The organism is Candidatus Binatia bacterium (assembly GCA_026415395.1).
Taxonomy (GTDB): Bacteria; Desulfobacterota; Binatia; order HRBIN30; family HRBIN30; genus HRBIN30.
Map to the genome: position 1 here is coordinate 98,185 of JAOAHD010000010.1, position 22,365 is coordinate 120,549.

The 22,365-nt window shown below is 61.2% G+C and carries 21 protein-coding genes; 11 read left to right on the forward strand and 10 right to left on the reverse strand.

Features of this window, described 5'->3' with window-relative positions; translation table 11 throughout:
• Window positions 1-50 precede the first annotated feature (50 nt).
• The 5 genes from N3C12_10690 to N3C12_10710 all read right to left on the reverse strand — a co-directional run bounded on the left by N3C12_10690 (window position 51) and on the right by N3C12_10710 (window position 6,669).
• A complete protein-coding gene (locus tag N3C12_10690) occupies window positions 51-1,370 on the reverse strand; it encodes an amidohydrolase (protein ID MCX8072904.1) in 1,320 nt (439 codons plus the stop codon).
• 120 nt (window positions 1,371-1,490) lie between these two features.
• Window positions 1,491-2,630: a thiolase family protein gene (locus N3C12_10695; protein MCX8072905.1), complete on the reverse strand. Its 1,140-nt coding sequence runs from the start codon at window positions 2,628-2,630 to the stop codon at window positions 1,491-1,493.
• A gap of 14 nt (window positions 2,631-2,644) precedes the next feature.
• Entirely contained in the window at window positions 2,645-3,076 is a 432-nt protein-coding gene (locus N3C12_10700; GenBank protein ID MCX8072906.1) for an OB-fold domain-containing protein, read from the reverse strand.
• A gap of 262 nt (window positions 3,077-3,338) precedes the next feature.
• Window positions 3,339-5,027, reverse strand: coding sequence for a HAMP domain-containing histidine kinase (locus N3C12_10705; protein MCX8072907.1), 1,689 nt, complete (start codon window positions 5,025-5,027; stop codon window positions 3,339-3,341).
• A 178-nt stretch (window positions 5,028-5,205) separates the two neighbouring features.
• Window positions 5,206-6,669 (reverse strand): transglycosylase SLT domain-containing protein, encoded by a 1,464-nt coding sequence (locus N3C12_10710; GenBank protein MCX8072908.1) that lies wholly within the window; start codon window positions 6,667-6,669, stop codon window positions 5,206-5,208.
• A 140-nt stretch (window positions 6,670-6,809) separates the two neighbouring features.
• On the opposite strand from N3C12_10710, the gene N3C12_10715 reads away from it, so the two are divergent.
• From N3C12_10715 to N3C12_10750, 8 genes are all read left to right on the forward strand, one after another.
• A complete protein-coding gene (locus tag N3C12_10715; protein MCX8072909.1) occupies window positions 6,810-7,235 on the forward strand; it encodes a Zn-ribbon domain-containing OB-fold protein in 426 nt (141 codons plus the stop codon).
• Entirely contained in the window at window positions 7,235-8,401 is a 1,167-nt protein-coding gene (locus N3C12_10720) for an acetyl-CoA acetyltransferase (protein MCX8072910.1), read from the forward strand. Before N3C12_10715 ends, N3C12_10720 begins: the two co-directional genes overlap by 1 nt.
• A 79-nt stretch (window positions 8,402-8,480) precedes the next feature.
• Window positions 8,481-10,061 (forward strand): AarF/UbiB family protein, encoded by a 1,581-nt coding sequence (locus tag N3C12_10725; GenBank protein MCX8072911.1) that lies wholly within the window; start codon window positions 8,481-8,483, stop codon window positions 10,059-10,061.
• A 69-nt stretch (window positions 10,062-10,130) separates the two neighbouring features.
• The gene (locus N3C12_10730; protein ID MCX8072912.1) at window positions 10,131-11,387 is read left to right on the forward strand and encodes a glutamate-5-semialdehyde dehydrogenase; all 1,257 of its coding nucleotides are present in this window, start codon (window positions 10,131-10,133) and stop codon (window positions 11,385-11,387) included.
• A 17-nt stretch (window positions 11,388-11,404) separates the two neighbouring features.
• Window positions 11,405-12,082 (forward strand): nicotinate-nucleotide adenylyltransferase, encoded by a 678-nt coding sequence (gene nadD, locus N3C12_10735; protein ID MCX8072913.1) that lies wholly within the window; start codon window positions 11,405-11,407, stop codon window positions 12,080-12,082.
• A 5-nt stretch (window positions 12,083-12,087) separates the two neighbouring features.
• Window positions 12,088-12,498 carry a ribosome silencing factor gene (gene rsfS / locus N3C12_10740; GenBank protein ID MCX8072914.1) on the forward strand — a complete coding sequence of 137 codons (411 nt, stop codon included), beginning with the start codon at window positions 12,088-12,090 and terminating at the stop codon, window positions 12,496-12,498.
• Window positions 12,495-13,778, forward strand: a complete 1,284-nt coding sequence (locus N3C12_10745) for a tetratricopeptide repeat protein (GenBank protein ID MCX8072915.1) — start codon at window positions 12,495-12,497, stop codon at window positions 13,776-13,778. Before rsfS ends, N3C12_10745 begins: the two co-directional genes overlap by 4 nt.
• A 690-nt stretch (window positions 13,779-14,468) precedes the next feature.
• Window positions 14,469-14,681 carry a type II toxin-antitoxin system HicB family antitoxin gene (locus N3C12_10750; protein MCX8072916.1) on the forward strand — a complete coding sequence of 71 codons (213 nt, stop codon included), beginning with the start codon at window positions 14,469-14,471 and terminating at the stop codon, window positions 14,679-14,681.
• Window positions 14,682-15,490: 809 nt separating this feature from the next.
• On the opposite strand, the gene N3C12_10755 is transcribed toward N3C12_10750, so the two are convergent.
• The 3 genes from N3C12_10755 to N3C12_10765 all read right to left on the reverse strand — a co-directional run bounded on the left by N3C12_10755 (window position 15,491) and on the right by N3C12_10765 (window position 18,137).
• Window positions 15,491-16,261, reverse strand: coding sequence for an outer membrane lipoprotein-sorting protein (locus N3C12_10755; GenBank protein ID MCX8072917.1), 771 nt, complete (start codon window positions 16,259-16,261; stop codon window positions 15,491-15,493).
• A 46-nt stretch (window positions 16,262-16,307) separates the two neighbouring features.
• Window positions 16,308-17,351: a thioredoxin domain-containing protein gene (locus N3C12_10760; protein ID MCX8072918.1), complete on the reverse strand. Its 1,044-nt coding sequence runs from the start codon at window positions 17,349-17,351 to the stop codon at window positions 16,308-16,310.
• Between the two features lie 84 nt (window positions 17,352-17,435).
• Window positions 17,436-18,137, reverse strand: coding sequence for an isoprenylcysteine carboxylmethyltransferase family protein (locus N3C12_10765; GenBank protein ID MCX8072919.1), 702 nt, complete (start codon window positions 18,135-18,137; stop codon window positions 17,436-17,438).
• Between the two features lie 669 nt (window positions 18,138-18,806).
• Between N3C12_10765 and N3C12_10770 the strand changes: the two genes are divergently transcribed.
• The 3 genes from N3C12_10770 to N3C12_10780 all read left to right on the forward strand — a co-directional run bounded on the left by N3C12_10770 (window position 18,807) and on the right by N3C12_10780 (window position 21,086).
• Window positions 18,807-19,172 carry a hypothetical protein gene (locus N3C12_10770; GenBank protein MCX8072920.1) on the forward strand — a complete coding sequence of 122 codons (366 nt, stop codon included), beginning with the start codon at window positions 18,807-18,809 and terminating at the stop codon, window positions 19,170-19,172.
• Entirely contained in the window at window positions 19,156-19,296 is a 141-nt protein-coding gene (locus N3C12_10775; protein MCX8072921.1) for a hypothetical protein, read from the forward strand. Before N3C12_10770 ends, N3C12_10775 begins: the two co-directional genes overlap by 17 nt.
• A gap of 416 nt (window positions 19,297-19,712) precedes the next feature.
• Entirely contained in the window at window positions 19,713-21,086 is a 1,374-nt protein-coding gene (locus N3C12_10780) for an AarF/UbiB family protein (GenBank protein ID MCX8072922.1), read from the forward strand.
• Window positions 21,087-21,375: 289 nt separating this feature from the next.
• Here N3C12_10780 and N3C12_10785 read toward each other — a convergent pair whose 3' ends face one another.
• Together N3C12_10785 and N3C12_10790 are read right to left on the reverse strand one after the other, a co-directional pair.
• The gene (locus N3C12_10785) at window positions 21,376-21,849 is read right to left on the reverse strand and encodes a flavin reductase family protein (protein MCX8072923.1); all 474 of its coding nucleotides are present in this window, start codon (window positions 21,847-21,849) and stop codon (window positions 21,376-21,378) included.
• Window positions 21,850-21,856: 7 nt separating this feature from the next.
• Complete coding sequence (locus N3C12_10790) at window positions 21,857-22,246, reverse strand: DoxX family membrane protein (protein ID MCX8072924.1); 390 nt, start codon at window positions 22,244-22,246, stop codon at window positions 21,857-21,859.
• Between the last annotated feature and the right edge of the window lie 119 nt (window positions 22,247-22,365).

The window sequence follows — 22,365 nt, forward strand, 5'->3', positions numbered from 1 at the left end:
TCCGCTTCCACACATCGTCGGCCACAGAGCGGACGCGCCTTTGCACCAACTCACGCGGTCGCTGTGTCATCCGGCACCGAGGCATACACCGTGGCCAGCTGTTGCAAGACGTCTTGCGTGGTCACCGGGCGCTTTTCTGTCGTCGGGGGTTTGCCGCCGCGCGAGCGCACAGAGAGATCAACGTCTTTTGCCTCCGCCCGCAGCGCACCTACAGTGCATTGCTCTCGTGGCCGATGCGCGAACGGATCGAAGCGGAAAAATCGCATCGCGTTCCCGTGCGTAATTAAGTTGATCTCGGCGTCGGGCACGTCCTGCAGGCAGCTCCACAAACGTTCCGGCGAGGTTGGCCAAGTGCTGTCAGAGTGCGGGTAGTCGCACTCCCAGGTGATCGTGTGCACTCCGATCACGTCGCGATTGCGGATGCCGACCGGGTCGTGAATGAAACACGAGATGCAGTGCTCCCGCCACACCTCGCTCGGCTTGCGGCCGCCAAAATCCTGATGGGTCCACACGTGGTGTCGCTCGTGCACATAGTCGACCCGTTCCAAAAAGTACGGCATCCATCCAATGCCACTCTCCGACAGTGCAAAGCGAATCTCTGGGTACTCCCGCAACACGGGCGACCACAATAAGTTCACCGCGCAGTCCACCGAAGCGATCGGCTGCAAAGTGATCATCGTATCCACGGGCGCATCCATCGCCGAGAACTTCATGCCAGCGCCGGAGCCGATGTGGATACAAATCACCGTGCCTTCGTCCACACACGCCGTCCAAAAAGGCTTCCAGTAGTCGTTATGGATGCTGGGCCAACCATGCGCCTCCGGGCTTTCCGTGAAGCTGACCGCGTAACAGCCTTTTTTCGCTAGTCGGCGCACCTCCTCCGCCATCAGTTGCGGATCCCAACAGGGGAGCAACCCGAGGGGAATGAACCGCCCTGGATAGGCTCCGCACCATTCGTCCACGTGCCAATCGTTGTATGCCTTGAGCATCACCAGCGCAGTTTCTCGATCGGGATGCTTTGCAAACTTCTCGCCGAACAATCCGGGGAACGACGGGAAGCACAACGAGGCCAAAACGCCGTTGGCATTCATGTCGCGAATCCGCTCGCGAACATCGTAAGTGCCTGGGCGCAACTGGTCGAATGAGGTTGGCTCCATTCCATACTCTTCGGGCGGGCGGCCAACCACCGCATTCAACGCCACGTTGGGAAATTGCTCGCCCCCAAAGACCCAAACATCGCTCCCGTCCTTCTTGCGTACGAGGCGCGGCGCCTTCGCCTTCCATTGCAGGGGTAGGTGTTGGTCGAAGAGGTTCGGAGGTTCAACGACATGGTCGTCGACACTCACGAGAATCATGTCCTCCATGCGCATGGCCGAGCCCTCCTTACTCCCGCGGGCGTTCAATCAATTGATTGACTCCTACCACGGCTGCTTTACCCGACTCAAGCACCGCGCGGAGCCAGCCAGTCCGCAGGCGCGCTGTTCGCACCGCTATTCCGCCACCAAGATGGCAACCGACGCGTTCGCTCCCCGCCCCACTGTGTGCGCGAGTGCCACACGCAAGTTCAATCGCGACTGCCCCGGCGCGCGCTCCTGAAGTAACCAAGCCAAATAAACCACCTGGCCAAGGGCGGAGGCCCCGAGCGGCTCTCCTTTAGAAAGCAAGCCGCCACTCAAATTCACCGGAGTGCGGCCGCCAGCGTGGAACCACTTCTCGCGCAATGCACGCGCGCACTCTCCGGCCTTGCAGAGCCCAAGTTCTCGCCAAGCTAAAAGCTCGCGCGCGGCGTCCGTGTCTTGACATTCCACCACATGAATGTCTCCGGGACCAAATCCCGATGCCTCATAAGCGTCGTGTGCAGCCAGTTCAGAAGCCGAAGGCGGCACGCCACGGGAACAACCACTGAGAGGCGTGTGTTCCCCCAAGACATTCCCGAAGTGATGCGACCGCAACGCCACCGCGGCCACGCGCACAGGGCGCGGGCCCGCCTTCGGCTTGCGACTCAAGATCACGCACGCCGCCCCTTCGTTTGGCGAGCACAGCATCCACAAACGCAATGGCTCGCACACCACGGGCGAGGCCAGCACATCCTCGACTGTGACCGCCGTCCGAAACATGGCACAAGGATTGGCCGCGCCATTTCCCCGGTTCTTGACCACCACCTCGGCCAAATGCGGGACGTCCAATCCCTCTTCCCTCAGCACTTGCTGGGCGCGCAGTGCAAAATACGCCGGCGTGACCGCCAAGCCAGCCTGCTCGTGCCACCGCTCGAAGAAGCTCGAGCGGATCATCCCCTTGGGCATCTTTTCCATTCCAAGAACAGCCACGCAATCGTAAGCCTGGGCACGCAGGGCCATGACACCCAACGCGAGCGCCGCCGCACCACTGGCGCATCCTGCCTCGACGTTCACGATCGGGATGCTGGTCGCGCCAAGAGCGCCAAGCACCTTATGTCCAGCACCGACACCGCCATAACACGTTCCACAGTACAACGCGTTTACCGCCGCAAGCTCGATCTCTGCATCTTTCAGCGCCGACCGGAGGGCGTGGGCGCCCAGCGCGGTGAGGGATTTCTCCGGAAAACGGCCGAAGGCGTGCATGCCCACCCCGGCAATGTAAACCGCGTCCATTGCAGCGCAGCTCCTCAACGCACCGTAGGGTGTTCGGCACGTGGCGGATCTGCAGCGCGAAAACAATACGCGAACAAGGGGGCGCCCTGCTCGTCGCAACCCACCTCGCGCAGGGCGCACACGAGCGGTGTACCACGTTCCAACACGTGCTCCGTCTCCACCGGCGCGATGACCAACAAATCCTCCATCAGCCGCACGACGGCCAAGCCGTAAGGGACTGGCCCGTTGTAGCCCGGTGGCGCCTTGCGAATAACTGTGCAGAGTTCAACCTCACCCCGCGACGGCAGCCGCACGACCTTCACAGACTCTGCCCCACAATAGGGGCAAGAGTCGGTCGCGGGGAAGGCAAGACGGGTGCAGTCGTTGCACTCGCTGCCGAGCAAAGAAACGCAACCAGAGGCTGGATCGACGTCAAACAGTCCCTCGCGCACTGGTTTTGCTGCCATGCCGGAGAGCGCATACAACGGCAACGCTGGATGATGCAATGAGCGGCCCCCGCCGTCGCAACGTCGCCTCAACCGCTGGGAGCCAAGCCCCTGACGATCCTCCCACCCTCACGCTCGCTTGCTGGAATCATTTTCTCGTCGGCAAACCCAGCCGCCGCACGACGCAACCATGCAACGTTCGGCAGCAGAGCCTCTGTGGCCGCCAGCAGGCCAGGACTCGCCCGATTACGCCCAACTCCCCAGCAACACCGCGGCGGGAGGCTCAGTGGGCGATACGGGAAACCGTGCGCCACACGAGGGGGCTAACGAGCTCCTGCCATTGCGCTTCGCCTTCCTCTTCGAAGCGAACTGGCAAGCGCACGTGCAGCGTGGTGCCATTTCCCGGCTGGCTCGTGCAATGTACCTCGCCGCCCAGGCGAATCGCCAAGTCCTTGGCCAAGGCGAGGCCAATGCCCAAACCGGTACCACGCCGGCTCAGCGACGACTCGCGCAGCCACAACGGCTCGAAAATCCGGTCGCGCTCTTGCGGTGGGATTCCTGGCCCGTTGTCCCGCACCCGAATCTCAACACGGTCACTTTCCACAAGGCTCGCCTCGAGGCGCACGATCCCTTCTGACGAAAACTTCACCGCATTGCTGAGCAGGCAGCGCAGGAGGCGGGCGAGCTTGTCTCTGTCGGTCGAGAGCTTGGGCACGGCTTCATCGATGTGCACGAGCAGCTTTATTCTCTTTTCCATCAGACGCGGTTTAATCCAGTTGTGCAGGTCCTCCACCAGATCGCGCAAGTCGAAACGTTGGGTGCGCAGTTGCGCCATGCCAGAGCGTACCTCCGCGAGCAGCAGCAAGTCGCCGACCACCTGGTTCAGGTGTTCTGCGTTGCTGCGCAGTCGCGCCAGCATTTCCGCACCTTCGCGCGTGCGGCTCCACTCGGGGTCGGATTCCAAAATCTCCGCATAGCCAAGGATGGCGTGCAGGGGAGTGCGAAGTTCGTGAGAAACCAGTCCCAGCAAGTCCCGCCGCATTCTGCCGAGCTCTGCTTGCAAAGCATCCTGGCGCTGTTCGAGCTCCGCTCCGAGCGCCGCCGCAACCCGACAAAACTCTCGTTCCACTGGCTCGAGCGGCTCGCCGTCTTCCCGCCAGACAGCGAGCAAGTTGCCTTCTCCTGCAGGCGCGAACAATACTTCTCTGCTACCCGACAGCGAGTCGCGCTCCACCCAGTCGCAACGCAAGTGAGGAAACGCCCATTGCAACGCTTGCCGGGCGATTTCGATCCAAGCGCGGGTGGTGCTCCTCGCCACTTGCGGATCCAGAAGTCCCAGCAGCGCGCGTAGCCGTGCCGCCTCCCGCTCGCTTTGCTGCCTCCGCCAACGCTCGAGTTTCGTTTCCTCGGTCACATAGGCGTAGAACACCGCCACAATGAAAAAGAACGGCAGCCGCAACCACTCGCCGCTGCCCAGGTGGCCCCCCGAAGTCAGCCACAGCCAATAAGCGTACAGCCCGCTCACAACCGCTGCTGCCAGGGCAATTTGCGCCACTCCTTGAGTCGCCGCCGTCAGGAAAATGGTGAAGAAGTAAATGACAAGAAAATCCTGAGAAAAGCAGCCAACGGTTAAGTAGAGGCCCGCCAACACAATGAAGGTGTCTGCCAAGAGCAGTCCGGCGGAGAAACTCGGCTCGTGGAAGCGGCTCTCCGGAACCCAACCCAAGGCCAAGTTCGTCGCCAGCAGTACAGCGATGTAGGCGAGGGCTAGCGGACTCGTACCTTGAGGCCCAAACAGAATGAGGTATGCGGTGGAAATCGACACCACCGTGCGGAGCAACAAAATTGTGCGCTTTTTTGTCAACAAAGACTGCGGCTGTGTAGCGCTGCTCACCGCCGCACCGGCCGAGAGGGCTTCAGTCGGATCCACCGTTTTCACAGTGACATTTCGAAGCTGCAACGGAAGTGCCACGCGCGCTGGGTTAGCCCTGTTTCGGCTGGCTCTCCCTTGTGACGGACGCAAGTGTCGTAAACGTGGCGAACGCAGAGACGGCGTCACGCGCGGGACACAACCCCGACGGTGTGTGCCCCTGGCTCATGGTGCCGGTCAATTCCAGCCAGAAGCCCCTGCGCACCGGTAGGACAAGGCTTCAGCCCTCAGGGATGATGAGCACCTGACCCGCCCGCAGGCGCGCCCCACGCCGCAACCGATTCTCGCGCTCAATCTCCGCCACGCTGAGGCCATACATTCGCGCAATCGCCGTCAGCGTTTGCCCACGCTTGACGCGATGGGTGCGCTTCGCCTTAGCACTTGACTGCGCAACAGCCGCAACTGGTTCTCGCTGCGATCGGCTCTTGCGGCTTCCTTGACGGCGGGCCAACTGCACCTGGCCCTCCCGTTCTTTCCGCCACGCCGCGTAGCGGGTTTCGAAGGTCGCTCGGTTGGCCCTCGGCAAACGCAAACGAAACCCCTGCGGTGCAGGAGCGCGCCCCTCGGTCACCCTAGGGGTGAGCGACGGGTTCCACTCCGCAAGCGTCTCGCCATCCACACCTGCAAGCCGGGCCAAGACGGAAAACGGCACACTACCCCTCAATTCGACTGCTTCGAGATCGAACGGGCGCAACCGTTCGATCGGCCCGTAGTAGCGCTCTGCCTCGCGTTCGATCTCGATTGCAGCCAACAGCTCAGCGTAGAAGTTCCTCGAGGCAAAGCCAAAGCCCGGACCCTGGTAGCGGCGCAAGATCTCCACAAAGTCGCGCGTACCCACGGCTTCCACGGCCCTCTGCATTCCGGCCGGGCCATGATTGTAAGCCGTCACCGCAAGCGGCCACGTGCCAAGCTTCGCGTAATTCTGCTTCAAAAACTTCGCCGCTGCCTTTGTCGACTCCACAGGATCTCGCCGCTCGTCAACCAGATCATCCACCCGCATGAACCGGCGGCCAGTCTCGGGCATGAACTGCCAGATCCCCGCAGCCCCAGCCTTCGAATAGGCGCGCACGTTGAAACACGACTCCACCAGTGGCAGCCGCGTGAGTTCGATGGGCAGTCCCTCGGCACGAAAGATCGCTTCCATCGTTGGCAGGTACCGCCCCGAGATGCGGATTCCCTCGGCAAATTTCTCCCGCAGACCGCGCTGGGCCCGGATCCGTTTGGGATCCGCTGCCAGGAGGAACTTGTCCTCACTCCGATCGCTACGGAACAGCCAAGCCAGCCGTCGTTCTTCTTGGCTCCACGCGGAAGGTTGCCCCCCGTTTTGGTGTAATCTCACCAACAAAGAGCGAATCCGCTCCTTCTCCTGGTCGACGCGGATTTGCACATAGGTAGGCAGGACATCGCTCTGCAGCTCCGCCGCATCGGCGGAGAAATCCAGCACTGAGTAAATACGCTCGGGCACAAGCGAATCATGAACCACCACTTCGGTTTGCTTGTAGTGAGCAAAAATCTTTTTCCAAAACTCGACCTGCGGGCGCAGTTCCGGGGGGTAGGGAAGCGCAGCCCAGGCCAACTCCGGCACGAGCCACACGAACGTCACTGCCAGAGCGCGTCGCACCACACTCGGCCCTCCGACCAAACCTGCTACTGCCACCGCTACTGCTCGGACCCATCCGCGCATGCTGGCTTCCCTCCGCATGAGTCCACGGTAGCAGAGGCGGAAAAATTCGTTCAATGCAGTTTTCTTCCAACCACCCCTGCGTAGATGCTCAGGACCCCGCGTTGATTCCGATGTGCACCCTTCCTATAAGGCCGCGCGGCATGCAAACACGAGTTTCGGATAGTCGCAATTCCCTGTTGAAACCGACACCGGAGACGCGACCATTTTGGGAGGCTGCAAAGCGGCGCGAGCTGCGCGTTCAGCAGTGCCACGACTGCGGCGCGCACTACTTCTACCCGCGTCCCCTGTGCCCGTACTGTTTGTCCCGCAATGTGGGATGGGTGACCTGTAGCGGTCGCGGTCGGCTGCACACGTTCGTGATCAATTACCGTCCGCCACGTCACCTCCCGGCAGACCAACCCTACATCCTCGGTATCGTGGAGCTGGAAGAAGGCCCGCGGCTGATGACCAACATCGTGGGAGTCGAGCCTGACCCAAGGGCAATCCGCTGTGATATGCCCGTCGAGGTCGTGTTCGAAGACATCGACGAGCAGTTCGCGTTGCCGAAATTCAAACCGGTTTCGTGATGCGGGACGAACGTACACGACTGCGCGGCGCCGTTGCGATTGTGGGCGCGGCAGAATCCGATTGGGTGGGCAGGTTGCCGAACAAATCAGCGCTGACGCTCCATATGGAAGCAGCCCACAACGCGCTGGTTGATGCTGGACTGCGCAAGGAAGACGTCGACGCGGTGTTCACCGCAGGCCGCAACATGGTGAACGAGGTGCCCGAGTACCTGGGAATTCGGCCCAAATACGTGGACGGAACCCAAATGGGCGGCTGCTCGTTCATGGCCCACGTTGAGCACGCGATGGCAGGGATTGTCGCCGGGTTATTCGACGTCGCCTTGATCACGCACGGCGAGAGCGGCTACTCGCGCGTCGGCATGCCGGCGACACGCTGGGGAGAGGATTCGAACAACGCCCAGTTCGAACTCATTTACGGCCACGCAGGGCCGACGACCGGCTACGGCTTGGTGGCCACGCGGCACATGCACGTGTACGGAACAACCAAAGAGCAGATGGCAGAAGTCGCGGTGGCCACCCGCAAGTGGGCTTCCTTGAACCCGCGCGCACTGATGCGCGATCCGATCACCATCGACGATGTGCTGTCCTCTCGCCTCATCGCGTGGCCGTTCAATTTGCTCGACTGCTGCTTAGTCACCGATGGTGGCGGCGCGATTGTGGTAACTTCTGCGGAACGGGCCAAAGACTTGCCGAAAAAGCCGGTTTACGTCTTGGGTACAGGCGAGGCCGTGTCGCACCAAATGGTCAGCCAAATGCCCAACTTCGATCGCTGGGACGCAGCCATTGTTTCCGGAGCTCAAGCATTTCGTATGGCCGGGGTCAAACACGAGGACATAGACGTTTGCGAGCTGTACGATGCGTTTACGATCGTACCCATTTTGGCGCTCGAGGCCTTAGGCTTTTGCAAGCCGGGAGAAGGTGGGCCCTTCGTTGCTGGCCAGCGTACCGCCCCAGGCGGTGACTTTCCGATGAACACCAACGGCGGTGGCCTCTCTTATACCCATACGGGAATGTACGGCATGTTCGCCATCGTCGAGGCAGTTCGCCAACTTCGCGGAGAGTGTGGGCCGCGCCAGGTACCGAACGCCAAGGTGGCCCTCTGCCATGGCACCGGCGGAACGTGGAGCTCCGCAGCCACGCTGATCTTGTCCAGCGAGCTTCCCTGAGCGGCTCGCGGACAATGCCGCACGGAGCATTGCCGCACTTCTCGGAAGTAGTTAGCGTGCGGCGGCAAGGAACAGTTTGGTGCGTGACACAAAAGCGTACGCCTTTTCGTCGCACGGCCCCTGGACAATCGATCCAGCCGAGCTCTGCTGGCTCCGCTGCGTAGACCAGCGGCGCCAGCAGCTGCGGGCTCTCGTGCCCGTTCTCACCCAGCGGCGAGGAACTCCGCCGGTCCGCCGCTTCGCCAAAGCAGCATTGTCTCTGGGCGGTGCGCTGGTGCGCTGGTATGCCAAAGAACGACGAGGCGGGGGCAGCGTGTCGCGTGCGGGATTATCGCAGCGCTTGCGCGACGCCTTCGAAGAGCTCGGGCCCCCGTACATCAAACTCGGCCAGATTCTCTCCAGCGGGCACGGCATCTTCCCCGATGAGCTCGTCAGCGCGTTTCGCACGCTGCGCGACCGTGTCACCCCCGAACCGTTCTCCGCGGTGCGGCGCGTCCTCGAGGAGGACCTGGGTTCTTCCCTCGAGGATGTTTTTGCCAGCTTCGCTGCTGAGCCGATGGCTGCAGCCTCCATTGCTCAAGTCCATCAAGCGCGGTTGCGCACCGGTGAGCACGTGGTGGTCAAGATCCAGCGCCCGCAGGTAGCGCACCTCGTGCGCCAAGACCTCCAGGCCATGGCTTGGATCGCACCCTGGCTGGTGGGCCGTATCCCAGTGGCGGCGCTGGCAAACCCACCCGCCTTGGTGGAGCTTTTTGCGGAAACCATTCTCGAAGAGCTTGACTTCCGCCTAGAAGCCGCGAACATGCTCGACATTGCTGCGCTACTCGCGGCCACCGGCCAGCGTAACATCATTGTGCCGCGCCCCCATCCGATCTACGTGACCGAACGCGTGCTCGTGATGGAGCAAATCGATGGGATGCCATACGAACAAGCCGATGCTGTTCGCGCCGCCGGTATTGACACCGCAGCGCTGCTGCGGACGCTGGTCGTCTGCCTTCTCGAGGGTGCAATGCTCCACGGGGTGTTTCACGGGGATCTCCATGGCGGCAACATGGTGGTCACGCCCAGCGGGCAAATTGGTCTGTTCGACTACGGCATCACCGCCCGCATGGATCACAACCAGCGCTTGGCCTTCCTCCGGCTCATGGTGCACGGCATGCTCGGGAACGTACGAGCGCAAATTGCTGCCTCCAAAGATCTCGGCGCCCTTTCGCCGACCACAGATATCGACGAGGTCGTCCGCAAGCTCAAGCTCGATCAACCCGTCGTAGATCCAACAGCGCTCAGCGGTCACGAACTAGCGCGGGAAATCCAGTACCTCACGAAAACTCTCTTGGAGTTCGGCGCGAAACTTCCGAAGCCACTGATGCTGTTCGTGAAGAACTTGATCTTTCTCGACGACGCCGTGGCTCACCTGGCCCCCGAGGTGAACATCTTTACCGAGGTGTTACGCATCTATGCGTACTTCGCAGAAGCCTACAGCGAGCGAATAGCGGAAGAGATCGGCATCGATTTGAGCCAGTATCAGTTCGACCTCGAGACCTTCAAGGCCGGACTCGGCTTGCGCCCCGAAGTGGAACACATCACGCACCGCGATCTCGAACAGCGCCGACGCGTGATTCGCGCGAAGCTCACGGAGCACGATCAACGCAGTGCGTAAGCTCCCTCGCGGGCTCCACCGCCCGCGGTAGCAGTTGGCGAAACCTCTCGCTTGCGATATTTCCGACCCATGGACGTGAAAGCTGCGGTCATCGAGCTCTGCCGGAACGCACGACGTGCGGCGCGGCAGCTTGCCACGGTAAACACCAACCGGAAGAACGCCTGCCTGGATGCGCTTGCACGCCAACTGCGACAGCGGCAGAGCGCCGTACTGGAAGCCAATGCACGCGATGTGGAGGGAGCCCACAAGCAAGGTTTGTCAGCCGCCTTGATCGACCGCCTGCGCCTCGACCCGCAGCGCATCGAAGCTATGGCTCGTGGGGTTGAGGTTGTGTCCTCGTTGCCAGACCCGGTAGGGGAAACCATTGCCTGCTGGCGCCGTCCAAACGGGTTGGAGATTGCTCAAGTTCGCATCCCGATTGGCGTGGTGGGGATCATCTACGAGTCGCGACCGGGTGTGACGGTCGATGCCGGGGCACTGTGCCTCAAGTCGGGCAATGCAGTGATTTTGAAGGGCGGAAGCGAGGCGTGGCATACGAACCGCGAGCTCGCCGCCATCTTTGCTGACGCTTTGGACGAACACGGTCTACCGCGCGAAGCCGTGCAACTCTTACCGACAACCAACCGCGAGGCGGTACACGCGCTCCTGCAGCAGACCGAGTACGTCGATGTCATCGTCCCGCGCGGTGGGGAGAGCCTGATTCGCGCGATTACGGAAATGTCGCGCGTGCCGGTGATCCAGCACTACGCAGGCATCTGCCACACGTATGTGGACGAGTTCGCTGACCTCAGCATGGCAGAGGAAATTTGTTACAACGCGAAGGTGCAACGCCCTGGGGTGTGCAACGCGATGGAAACCCTGCTCGTGCATGAACGCGTGGCCTCAGAATTTTTGCCCGCAATGATTCGCCGCTTCGAAGCCGCCCGCGTCGAAATTCGCGGTTGCGAGCGCACACGCCAGATTGTGCCACATGTTCGCGCGGCCACTGAGGAAGATTGGCGCACCGAGTACCTCGACCTCATCCTGGCAGTGAAGGTCGTCTCCTCGCTCGACGAGGCCATTGCCTTCATCAACACTTACGGCACTGGGCACTCGGACGCCATCGTCACCAACCACTACGAGCACGCGCGCCGCTTCCAACGAGAGGTCGACTCCGCTGCGGTGTACGTGAATGCCTCGACACGCTTCACCGACGGCTACGAGTTCGGTTTTGGTGCGGAAGTAGGAATCTCGACCAACCGCCTGCACGCACGCGGCCCGATGGGCTTGAGGGAGTTGACCACCTACAAGTACGTGATTTCTGGACACGGGCAAATCCGCACGTGAGGCCACCAGGAAAGCACGTGAGCGCGAGGCTGACTTTGCGTGTCGGCGTGTTCGGCGGCAGCTTCAACCCGATCCACATCGGCCACCTGCGCGTGGCGGAAGAAGTTCGGGAAGCGCAGCAGCTCGACCGCGTCCTGTTCATTCCTGCAGCTCTGCCGCCGCACAAACACGGGCAACGCCTTGCCTCGCCGGAACAGCGACTCCAAATGGTACGGCTGGCGATTGCCGGAAACCGCTTCTTCCGCGTCTGCGACATCGAACTGAAGCGCGCCGGGCGGTCGTATTCCATCGACACGCTCCGCGCGTTACGACAACGCTCTCCCCACTGGGAGCTCTACTTCATTCTAGGCATCGATGCATTTGCGGAAATCGCCACGTGGAAAGAGTACGAGCAGTTATTCGAGCTCAGCCACTTCGTCGTCGTCTCGCGTCCCGGCACACCGGCCAAGCCTCTGCTCCGTGTCCTGCCGGTTGTCACGCGCCGAGCCTTCTGGTATGCGCGCGACGGTTTGACGCTGATCCACCGCTCGGGACACAAGGTGCTTTTTCAACACGTCACTGGCCTTGACGTGTCGGCGACCGCGATTCGCCGGGATTTACTACGGGGAAGATCTATCCGTTACCTCGTGCCTACTACGGTCGAGCGCTACATCCTGCGCGAGGGGATCTACCAAAGGAGGTCGACTGCATCGTGAAGAAGTTGTCAGCACGCGACAGCGCTCTCATTTGCGCAAGGGCTGCGTTAGACAAGAAGGCTTACGACTTAGTCTTGCTCGAAGTGAGATCGTTAACGTCGCTCGCTGACTATTTCTTGATCTGCAGCGGCCGGTCGGACACCCAGGTACAGGCAATCTCGCAGGCGATCGAAGAAGCCATGTATCGAGCAGGCCGCAAACCCCTATCAATCGAAGGCTACCGCCATGGCCACTGGGTGGTGCAAGACTTTGGTGATGTGGTCGTGCACATCTTCTTCGAACCGGTGCGCGACTTCTATGATCTCGAACGCCTATGGGCGAAGGCCCCTCGCGTACCGCTGCCGGAAACCGAGCATTCGGCGCTGCGCGTGTCACGGGCAGTCGCTAGTGGGAACGATGAGGGGAGCTGCTGGTGAGACGTGCTGTCGTCGTCAGCTTACTGCTCGTCGCTCTTCTCCTGTACTTGGTCTTCCTCAACAACGAGACCACCACTTTTCGCTTGGCGCCCGACATCGTCATGCAGTGGAATACGGGCGCGCTCGTGGGCGGGGCGTTTGCGGCGGGCGTTCTCCTGGCTTTTGTGGTGGGTAGCATCCAATCCGGTCTGCGCGCATGGAGTGCGTGGCGGAGCGGTCGTCGCGAGCGGCGAGCGTTGCGTGTTGACGAATGGGAAGAAAGCGGCGCGAAGTTCCTGTGGGGCGGCGAAATTGCTCGCGCCCGAGCCCTGCTGCATAAGGCGTGGCAGCGGCGCCCAGAAGACCCTCACGCCGCGCTGCTTTTGGCAAACTCCTTCCGCGCCACTGGGGAACTCCACCGCGCACGTGGAGTCCTGCACGATGCCGCTGCTCAGTATCACACCCACCCGGAAGTCCTCATGACGTTGGCCGAAGTTCATCGTGAGCTTGGTGAGCTGGGGCCACGAATCGAGGTCCTCGAGCGCTTGCGGGCTCTGTATCCGCGTTCTCCACAAGCCCTGCGAGCGCTGCGCGACGCGTACATCGACGCCGAGCGCTGGGGTCCGGCTGCGCAGGTGCAAGAGACGCTGATTCCTGTACTTCCCGACCCCGAGGTTGTGGCGCGCGAGCAAGAGCTTTTGCTGAGCTTACGTTACCAAACTGCGATCCACTTGAGCGATCCCCAGGAACGGGTGCTCGCGCTCGAGAACCTGGCGTCCTCACGCCGTGCGCCGGTTCCGGTCTACGTTGCGTTGGGAGACGAACTCGCGGCGGCGCACCGCTTGGCTGACGCTTCAGCCGCCTGGGAGCGAGGGCTCAAGCAACACGCGCGCAGCGTCTTCGTTCATCGCCTGCTGCGCATCGCCAGCGAGCCCAAGCACCGCGACCGCCTGCGCACCCTGCTGCGCAAGCTGCGCGATGGGGTGGATGCCGATGCTGTGCGCATTTGGCTCGCGGAGACGTTTGTTGCGGACCAAGACGCAGAGAATGCAGCACGCGAGCTAGAGGCCATCGAAGTTCCGGCCACTGTGGTGCCTGATATCGATCGATTGTGGGGCGAGGTTCACCGGCTGCGCGGGCAATTCGACCAATCCATCCACGCCTATGCGCGCGCATGCCGAGAGCAACCACTGTATCATTGCCAAAAGTGCGAACACGTCTCCGCCGATTGGATCGGCGTGTGCCCAAAGTGCCATGGCTGGGACACCTTGCGCGCGCGCATCGAGATTGCGCGCGCGTAAACTGCGCCGCTCTGTTTGCGACTCCTGGGCAACGTCACCACCCATCCTTACGTCTCTCCGTACCACAGAGCAGAGGGACTCCTCTCCGCCCAAGATTCGCTTAGCAAGCCACGATCCTCGCGGGGCAAACGGACCACACCCACGCTCGTTGTGGCAAGCTTCGCCTCCGGTGCCGCGGTAAAACAAATGACGAGTAACGTGTGGTGCACCGCGAATGGCGAACGAGCGGCGACCGCCAGGGGTGACGCATGCGTCGACCGTGGTGCCGTCGTGGCACAATGCCACCACACCCTTGGGTGACGACGCATCTGGAGTACGGTCGGCGCGGCGAAAACCTATCGCGGCACGGACGTACCGGGATACGACCCTGCCCGAGGCCATTACCCGACTATGTCTTGGTTCCAGTCGTCAGCCGCCGGCAGATACGGTAGCTGCTCCCCGCAAAGTGACGGACGTCTCCCTCCAGGTAGCTTCCGTCGCCGCACCCTACCGCTTCTGCGGGAGGGCAGCGCGGCGAACTCGCCGATTTTATCGAGCCACTGGCTTTCGTCGTGACAAATCGGCAAATCTAAGGGTGGTGCCTACCGTCGGTCGGTCACCATCGTTGAAATTTTTGCCGGGGAATTTGGGCTTGCTTTCGTGAAAGAGCCCCCTTTCCGACCAGCCTAAGACAAAATCGGGGGGTGCGGTATGAACACAGAATGCACAGCAATAATCAAGAAAGAAAACGATTGGTGGATCGGATGGATCGAAGAAATCCCTGGGGTGAACTGCCAGGAGCGCACACGTGAGGAGCTCCTGGAAACTCTCCGGATCACTTTGAAAGAGGCTTTGGAGCTCAACGGGCAGGATGCATTGTTCGCAGCTGGAGCCGATTACCAGGAACAAAAGATCGCCCTATGAGGCGAAAGGAGCTGCTCCAGCATCTGCGCTCGCATAAGTGTGAGTTCCTGAGGAGGGGCGCCGGCACTCGTGGTGGCATGATCCCAAGCTGAACCAACGATCAGCGGTGCCAAGGCAGCCGCTGAAATAGCGGACACGCTCGCAAGGAAGATATGCAAGGATCTCCGCATACCACCGCCCAAATAACGCGGAGAAGGGCACGACACACGACCGTTATTCCGCTGTCGCTTGCGAACTGGCTTGTGGCCCTTGGCCGTTAGTCAGTGACAGCCCGCTCACGACCACTGGTGAGCAATGCTTTGGCCCTCTAGGCCGCTCTTGCAAACGCTTCTCCCGCGCGGTGGCGACCTCAGAGTAGAACAACGCGGTCGAGATGATTCCGTTGCCGTACGCGAGTGGAGCTTTCGACAGAGGTCAAGTGGGGCTATTTCGCAGCAAATATCGCAAGATTGTGGTGGACTTGGATTCCACCCAGCACCACGCCCCGAGGCAAGTTCGGGTCTCTTCCCGGCTTGGGTGAGGCTGATGGCCTGTTTGCGTGGCCGCGAAGGCGTAAACCGGCGCCATTGCTAACCCCGCTTTTCGGGCCCGCGATGACCCTGTCGATTACCGCGACACCCTCCCGCACCGCCGGGTACCTCTACGAGCTGCGACTCGCACGGGCGATGCGGGCGTCGCCCGTGCCGCCTGAGCGCACCAGAGTCGACAGTGAAGCGATGGCGCCCCTCATCCTAACGCCCTCTCCCCCCGGGCTGGGGAGCGGGCGGCTTTCTGTTGGTCGCCCGGATACGACCGTCGCAAACAATCCCTCACTTCGGTGCGGGCGTAGGCTCGGCTGCCAGCCCTTTTGCGTCGAACGCGTCGGCCGCCAACTTCGGCTCGTAACGGAACTCACTGAGGGTGAGCAGCGAGCTTTTTTGGGTCGTCAAATCGACAACGCGCTGCTGAGCTGGGAACCACTCGCCGGAACGCTGCTCGGTGCGCTCTGCGATCCAGCGGCGGACCGCCCTACCCTGTTGGTCGAAGAACAAAGCCCGAACGAGCCGACCACCACGTGGGTCTACTGAGTACACGCGAACGGCGAATCGGTCTTTCTCCTTATCCTTTGGGGCGAGTCGAATTACGGTGAACGTTTCCCCACCAATGTTTTCGTCGCCACCCAGCTCGTACGTGTAGGCACCCGGATCCGGCAGGAGGAAATCGGAGAGCGTGAAATCAGTGCCAAGCCAAGGTGCGTTCCACTGCTCCTCTGGCACCTCCCTCGTCCGCTTGGTCTTCGCATCGAAGTGCCAAATTTTGTCGGCCGCGCCGTCTTCATCCACAATCAGCCAGCGCTGTCCGCGAAACTCAGCCGGCGCCGTGACCTCAATTACGGTGCGCCGGCCATCGCGTAGGGTGTGCCGGAGCACCAAAGCGAGCTTCCTTCCTTGCGTCCCCTCCACCGTACCGGCTGCCTCGAAACTGGTTCGGATGATGTTCCCAATCGCCTTGCGATATAGGTTCTCTTCTGCCGAACCCGCCACCGCTGCGCGACTTCCCGCTACAGCAATCAACGATACGAACAGTAGTTGCCACTGCATCGCCGCGTCCTCCCGCGCTCGAACCACCCGCGTCCGCTTCGCACCCTCAGCTCTTCTTCTCAGCGCGGCTCAGTTCCTCGTCAATGAGTTGCTTGAATGCTTCGAACGGCTGGGCTCCGGACAACATGCGTCCGTTGATGAAAAATGCCGGCGTCCCGTTCACCCCTGCCGCAGTCCCTTCCTCGAGATCGCGATCGATGGCAGCCGAGTGCGGCTTGGTTTTCAGGCACTCGGCAAACTTCCCTTCGTCCAAACCGATCTCCTTAGCTAGCCCCTTCAGGCTGGGCTCCGACAAGTCTTGCGCCTTCCACAAGCGGTCGTGATACTCCCAAAACTTGCCCTGGGCGTTGGCACAAGCCGCCGCCTCGGCCGCAAGCCGCGCATGCTGGTGGAAGCTCAGCGGGAAGTCCCGATGTACGAACCGCACCTTATCGCCATAGTGGCGGAGCACTTCAGCCACGGTGCTCGAGGCCCGTTTACAGAAGGGGCATTCGTAGTCGGAAAACTCGATGATCGTCACCGGCGCGGATGCGGGGCCACGGGAGGGACGCCCTCCGTCCCCAACTTCCACCACGGGCGGCTTCAAGGCGACGGTTGTCTTGTACTTTTTGCGCAGCTCCCCCAAAAACTGCTGGTGGCGTTCGGCCAGCTTTTGCTGCTTTAGGTATTGCACCAACTGCGGCCGAAGCTGCTCGAGCGACTGCCCTTCGAGATCCTCTTTGTTGTCATCGTAGAGCTTTTCAATCTCTTCCTGGCTCGGCTCGCCGACTTTCGCTTCGAGCTCCTGCTTGACCAGGGCATCCACAGAGATCCCGCGCGTCTTCGCCTCCAATTTGTACAGCTCGTCGGCCACCAGCTCTTCGAGCCCCTCCTGCAACACCTGGAAACGCTGATTGTCAAGCTGCACAAGCTTAGGCTTCACGTGTTTCTCCAGTTCGCTGCGCGTAATTTTGCGCTCACCCACGGTGGCGACGACCTCATCCGCACTCCTGGCCATCTGGGGCACAACGAACATCAATCCGCAAAGCACAAACATTATCCGTCTCATGAAGTTTCTCCTCTCCTGCCGGGAGCTACACAACGAGTGCACGAGCGTAGGAGCCGAGAACGTGGGGGTCAACCCTACGTCGGCTGCTCTCCTCGCGTTCGAGGGCCCGACCCCGCGATCGACGCCTTACCAAACGTACGGAAACAGACGATAGCGGACCCGCTCCGCGTAAGCCGCGTAACCTGACAGGTGTTGCCGAAGCAACTCGTCCTCCACAATGGTGCGCCGGAGGATGAGTGCGAACAGCAGGACACCAACGCCAGCGGCAAGCCAAGAATTGAGGGCAAGGCCAGCAAACACGAAAACGAGTAGCGATGCACCATAGGCTGGATGCCTTACCCAGCGATACGGGCCCTGCGCCACAACATAGTGTCCCCGTTCACTGTGGATCCGCACAGCCGAGGAAAAGAAGGGGTTGACCGCCTGGGCCCACACGATCACACCGAGGCCAAGGGCCATGAGGATGAAAGCTCCTCCACGAAACGTTGCCGGCACCGTATCGGTCCAATGCATCCGCCCCGCATCCAAGCCGGCAAGAATGTGCTGCACCAACCAGACGAACACCAGTACTTTCGCCGTCGCTCGATCCTCTCCTGCGGTGGCGGACCGAAGCCGTTCGTAGATCAAGCCTGCAGGTGCGGAGAGCACACCGAGCACGCTGGCCGTCGCCCACAGCGCAAGGTACGCCCAATGTTCCAGAAGATCGTTGCGGCCAGCGCTCGCAAACAACAGGAGCGCGAGGCAGCCGACGAACAGCGCCCCACCGATGAGGCCTACCGCCCGCTCCCAACCCGCGGCGCGCTGCGCGGGCGGTGCCAAGTCATTCACCGACAAAGCTGGTCTCCTTCCAACGGGGAGCGCGGGGCTTGTCCCCAACCGAAGCCACAGGGCGATCCCGAACCATGCGGCAAGCCCTTCGCCCCCTTCGCCACGCTGCGAAGTTCCGCGCCCCCGCTCTTGTCCCGATCCACGAATGGGCTATAGGCGTGGACCACCTGCCGATGATCGCTCGGCTGCTGCTCATCACTTTCTGTCTCCTACCACAGCTTGCTGGCTTGCGAATCTTGCCAGCCAAGCCGAATTCTCGTGCCGCAAAAGCACCGTCGCTCTCGGCTGTCACTCCCATCGAGCCGCTTTGGGGGCCACGCAGCTCCGACGCTCGCGAACTGCTCCCGCTCCCTCAAGAGCAATCGGGAAAGCTTCCAGCGAGTGCGCTTCCTCGAAGCGACCTCCGTCACAACGGCCGATTGAACCGGCTCCGTGGGGCTGATGCTCCTCCATGGCCGGCCAACTCGGTGCGGCGTCTCTTGCGCCAATGCTTGGCTCGTGCTGCGTCGGAAGAGCCTCCGGGCCAGCTCCTCACCGCACGTAGTTAGCAAAGGGCTCGGGCAGAGATCGTTCTGCCCGTCAACGGTCAACGACGCCCCAGGAGCGCGAGCGGCGACACGCACGCTGCTGTCGTTCCTGAGCATGTTCTTTGTCGAGAGGAGCTGTGCAATGTCCAAGCATTTGGATTTGTTACGGGAACAGGTCGAGGGCTCAGCGTTGCGGCTGAGTGCCGACGCGATTGGATTCGCCGTCGCCATCACGGATCGCGAATTCATCACCGCAAAGGCCGGCATGATTCGCCGGTGGAGCCGCGTGGAGCGGTTTCCTCTGGAGGAGCTCGTCGATTTGCGGGCTTTCCCCAACCCCAGCGCGAACCTTTTACAGTTACAGTTCTCTGGAGCATCCCGCAGCGAAGTCGTCACCATCATGTACCCGCCGGAGTCGGCTGCGGCGTTCGAACGACTGATCGCGATTCTTCGTGACTACATTACCGAGAACCAGAGAAGGGCCGAGAGCCATGACGAGAAAAGTTGAGCCGAACAAGGGATTGGGCAACGAGCCTCCTTCCGGTTCTATGCTCTTTCTCCGCGTCGTCCTGATCTTCATTCTTCTACCAGCGCTGCTGGTCCTTCTGGTCAAATTGTTCATCGCGACCTAATGGGCTCATCGCTGGCCTTTCTCCAACACTCACGCCGAACTCAGCCAAGGAGCGAACGCGTCACTGGCAACGAGTCTTCGGGCATTGGCGTGCAGCCAGCGTGCGCACTCCGCAAACGAGTCAGCTTGAAAGGCGCGGTGCGCTCGAGTCGCCCTCCACCCCGTTTTTCGCATTTCGGAACTGCGTCACAATCCGCGTGAGCCTCGGTCGCGCCGTTCATATTTCTTTGCACGCCTCCGAGGCGTCGAGAATCTTCAGCCGCAGCCCCACAGTCTACCCGTGACCGACTGCACAAGCCGAGCGCCACCGCCAGACCCGCGATGGCCAGGCTAGTTTCGGAGTGTGATCGCAAAACACCGGTGGCATGGCCTCTCCGGCCTTTTCGGCGGCGGGTTTGTTTGCAAAGCTGGCCGCGCATGGGCACGGACCAATCGAAAAAGAAGGCCACCCAAATCACCAGCGGCAGAGCGCGGCGCGTACTCAAGGTCGGCGAGCTCGCCACCTCCGTGGGGACGAGCTACCTATGGAACGCCATCCGCGCCCCGTTTCAGTCAGCGGGAGAACGGGAGAAGGCGCTGCTCGAAACGCACATCAAAAATGCCATGCGCATTGTCGAGCGCTCGCAAGAGCTCCGCGGTGCCTTCACGAAGCTCGTGCAGATGTTGTCGATGCGGGACGACATTCTCCCGGCAGAGGTCCTGAGCGTCCTATCGTCGGTCCAATCGCAAGTACCGCCGATGGACTACGAGCTCATCCGCGAGCAAATCCGGCGCGAGCTCGGTCAATATCCGGAGGAGCTGTTTGCCTGGTTCGATCCGGACGCATTTGCCGCCGCGTCGCTGGGCCAGGTCCATCACGCCCGCTTGCACTCCGGCGAAGACGTGGTGGTCAAAGTGCAATACCCGGGCGTGGAAGACACCGTGAAACAAGACCTGCAAAACATCAAAGCCCTGCTCAACGTCTTCACTCTGATCGCGCGCGACGTTATGCGGCAACGGGTAGACCCTTCCGACGTGTACCGCGAGCTCGAGGAGCGGCTGTACGAGGAGTTGGATTACCTCAACGAGGCTAGCAACATCGAGCGCTTCCAGAAAATGTTTGGGGACGACCCGGAAGTCGTCATCCCGCGAGTCTACCGGCAACTGACCTCGCGGCGGGTTTTGACCATGGAGTACGTCGAGGGCTACCCACTGGCCAGCGTACTTTCTCCCGGAGTCGATCAGGAACTCAAAGACTGGATCGCCAAGAAATACTTTCGGGTGGTGTGGCGGCAGATCTTCGAGTACGGCACCCTGCACACCGACCCTAACCCGGGAAATTACTTGGTCACCTTCCACCCGAAGTTGGTGATTCTCGACTTCGGCTCCATCCGGATTTTTCCCGACCATATTCGCCGCGCCTATCTAGAGCTCGCCGACGCCATGCTGCGCGACGACCGCGCGGCGATGGCGCGTTGTTTTGTGGCGCTCGATTTCCTCGATCCTGAGCAGGACCCGGTACCGATGGTGGAAATCATGAAAATCGTCTTCGAGCCCTTGCTCGTCGACCGCCCATACCATCCGCGCGACTACAATACGGTGGAGCGGGGCATTCAAATCGCCAAGATCGCCATTGAGCATAAGATTTTCAAAGACCCGGGACACCGCGTCTTTCTCGTACGCGCCTTGATGGGCCTCGACGCTTACCTCAAGCAAGCTGGCACCGTGACGAATTGGCACCGCGAGTTTCGCGCCTGCGTGGAGCAAGCCTTGAGAAAAGAAAAAAAGAAGGGGCGGTCAGTTGGGTCTTGAGCAAACAGCAGCCTTGCACCGCTTGGTCGCTTCGGCGTCAAAGCTGGCCTGGCAGCGAAAAGGATTTGCTCCTGAGAATTGGAGGAAGACCTGAAAGCGGAGATTTGCCAGGGCGAGGCATTCGGGTGCGTGCCAGCATCGACACTAAGTGCAGCGGAAAATTCGGATGCAGAGCCACGCAAGAGAACAAAAGCGAGGGGACGTCCGTGCGCGGGACCAGTTGGCCGTAAGCGAGCACCACGCGGCCGGCCTCCTGGCCGCGGTCGTGGGCCTTTCAAAATCAACCTGCTCAAACCGAGTAGTAGCGGCCGCGGAAATAGAGAAGCGGGCGTTTGTCGTCCACGCAGTGACCAGCAACCACGCGCCCAATAAAAATGGTGTGGTCTCCCGCATCGACCTCCTGCTCCACCTCGCTTTCCACGAACCCCAGCGCGCCAGCTAGTAACGGGGCGCCAGTGCGCCCAAAAGAAAACGTCACCCCCTGGAACTTGTCCCCGCCCGAAACAGCGAAGCGCCGCGATAGCTCCTCCTGCTCGGCGGCGAGAAAGTTGACCGCAAACACTCTTGAGGCAAGGAAGTGAGGGTGGCTTTCGGATTTCTTGTCCACACACACCAACACTAGGGGCGGATCCAACGAAACCGAGGTGAAGGCCGTGACCGTGAGCCCGTACGGCATCCCCGCCGGCGACCGTGTGGTTACCACCGTCACCCCAGCCGCAAAGCTGCCGAGCCAACGCCGGAACTCTTCGCGCGTTACTCCCATGGCGACCTCAAAAGGCTCGCAAGCCGAGCAACACCACAGCAAAGTACGCGGCAATGACCGCCGCACCTGCGTAGTCCTTCGCAAGCCGCTGGCCAAAGAGCAGGCAGAGAAGCGCCACTCCCGACATGGCCACACCCCAGCCCGCCACACGCAAGCCCGGTTGGCGAAAATCGAAGAGCAACAACCCAAGGCCACACAGCCCGCCCGCAATTAGTTCAATGACGGTGATGACCGTCAAAAGTTGCGGCACGAATGGGCTCAACGGGCTGTTCCGGAAATGTTCCGTGAGGTATTGCAAATTCCCGTCACGGTCCAGCACCTTGTCGAGGCCGGACTGCAAAAACGTTACCGCAAAAAACGCCGTCGCCAAAAATCGCACGATCATGTTCGCGTCCATCAGCCACACCTCCTATTATCCAAGCTCTGCTTGCTTATCCGAGAGCACGCGCTTGAAGCAATCGGCAACAATGCTGGCGGACAAGACCCTCCACGCAGATGGCGGTGATAGAAAACGCT

Bases quoted from the DNA above. Each gene is read 5' to 3' on its own strand.
- N3C12_10785 (MCX8072923.1), bottom strand. From the start codon at position 21,849: ATGGGAGTAACGCGCGAAGAGTTCCGGCGTTGGCTCGGCAGCTTTGCG.
- N3C12_10720 (MCX8072910.1), top strand. From the start codon at position 7,235: ATGCGGGACGAACGTACACGACTGCGCGGCGCCGTTGCGATTGTGGGC.
- N3C12_10730 (MCX8072912.1), top strand. From the start codon at position 10,131: ATGGACGTGAAAGCTGCGGTCATCGAGCTCTGCCGGAACGCACGACGT.
- N3C12_10770 (MCX8072920.1), top strand. From the start codon at position 18,807: ATGTCCAAGCATTTGGATTTGTTACGGGAACAGGTCGAGGGCTCAGCG.
- N3C12_10780 (MCX8072922.1), top strand. From the start codon at position 19,713: ATGGGCACGGACCAATCGAAAAAGAAGGCCACCCAAATCACCAGCGGC.
- N3C12_10755 (MCX8072917.1), bottom strand. From the start codon at position 16,261: ATGCAGTGGCAACTACTGTTCGTATCGTTGATTGCTGTAGCGGGAAGT.
- N3C12_10695 (MCX8072905.1), bottom strand. From the start codon at position 2,630: ATGGACGCGGTTTACATTGCCGGGGTGGGCATGCACGCCTTCGGCCGT.
- N3C12_10790 (MCX8072924.1), bottom strand. From the start codon at position 22,246: ATGGACGCGAACATGATCGTGCGATTTTTGGCGACGGCGTTTTTTGCG.
- N3C12_10690 (MCX8072904.1), bottom strand. From the start codon at position 1,370: ATGCGCATGGAGGACATGATTCTCGTGAGTGTCGACGACCATGTCGTT.
- N3C12_10700 (MCX8072906.1), bottom strand. From the start codon at position 3,076: ATGGCAGCAAAACCAGTGCGCGAGGGACTGTTTGACGTCGATCCAGCC.
- N3C12_10775 (MCX8072921.1), top strand. From the start codon at position 19,156: ATGACGAGAAAAGTTGAGCCGAACAAGGGATTGGGCAACGAGCCTCCT.
- N3C12_10710 (MCX8072908.1), bottom strand. From the start codon at position 6,669: ATGCGCGGATGGGTCCGAGCAGTAGCGGTGGCAGTAGCAGGTTTGGTC.
- N3C12_10715 (MCX8072909.1), top strand. From the start codon at position 6,810: ATGCAAACACGAGTTTCGGATAGTCGCAATTCCCTGTTGAAACCGACA.
- N3C12_10750 (MCX8072916.1), top strand. From the start codon at position 14,469: ATGAACACAGAATGCACAGCAATAATCAAGAAAGAAAACGATTGGTGG.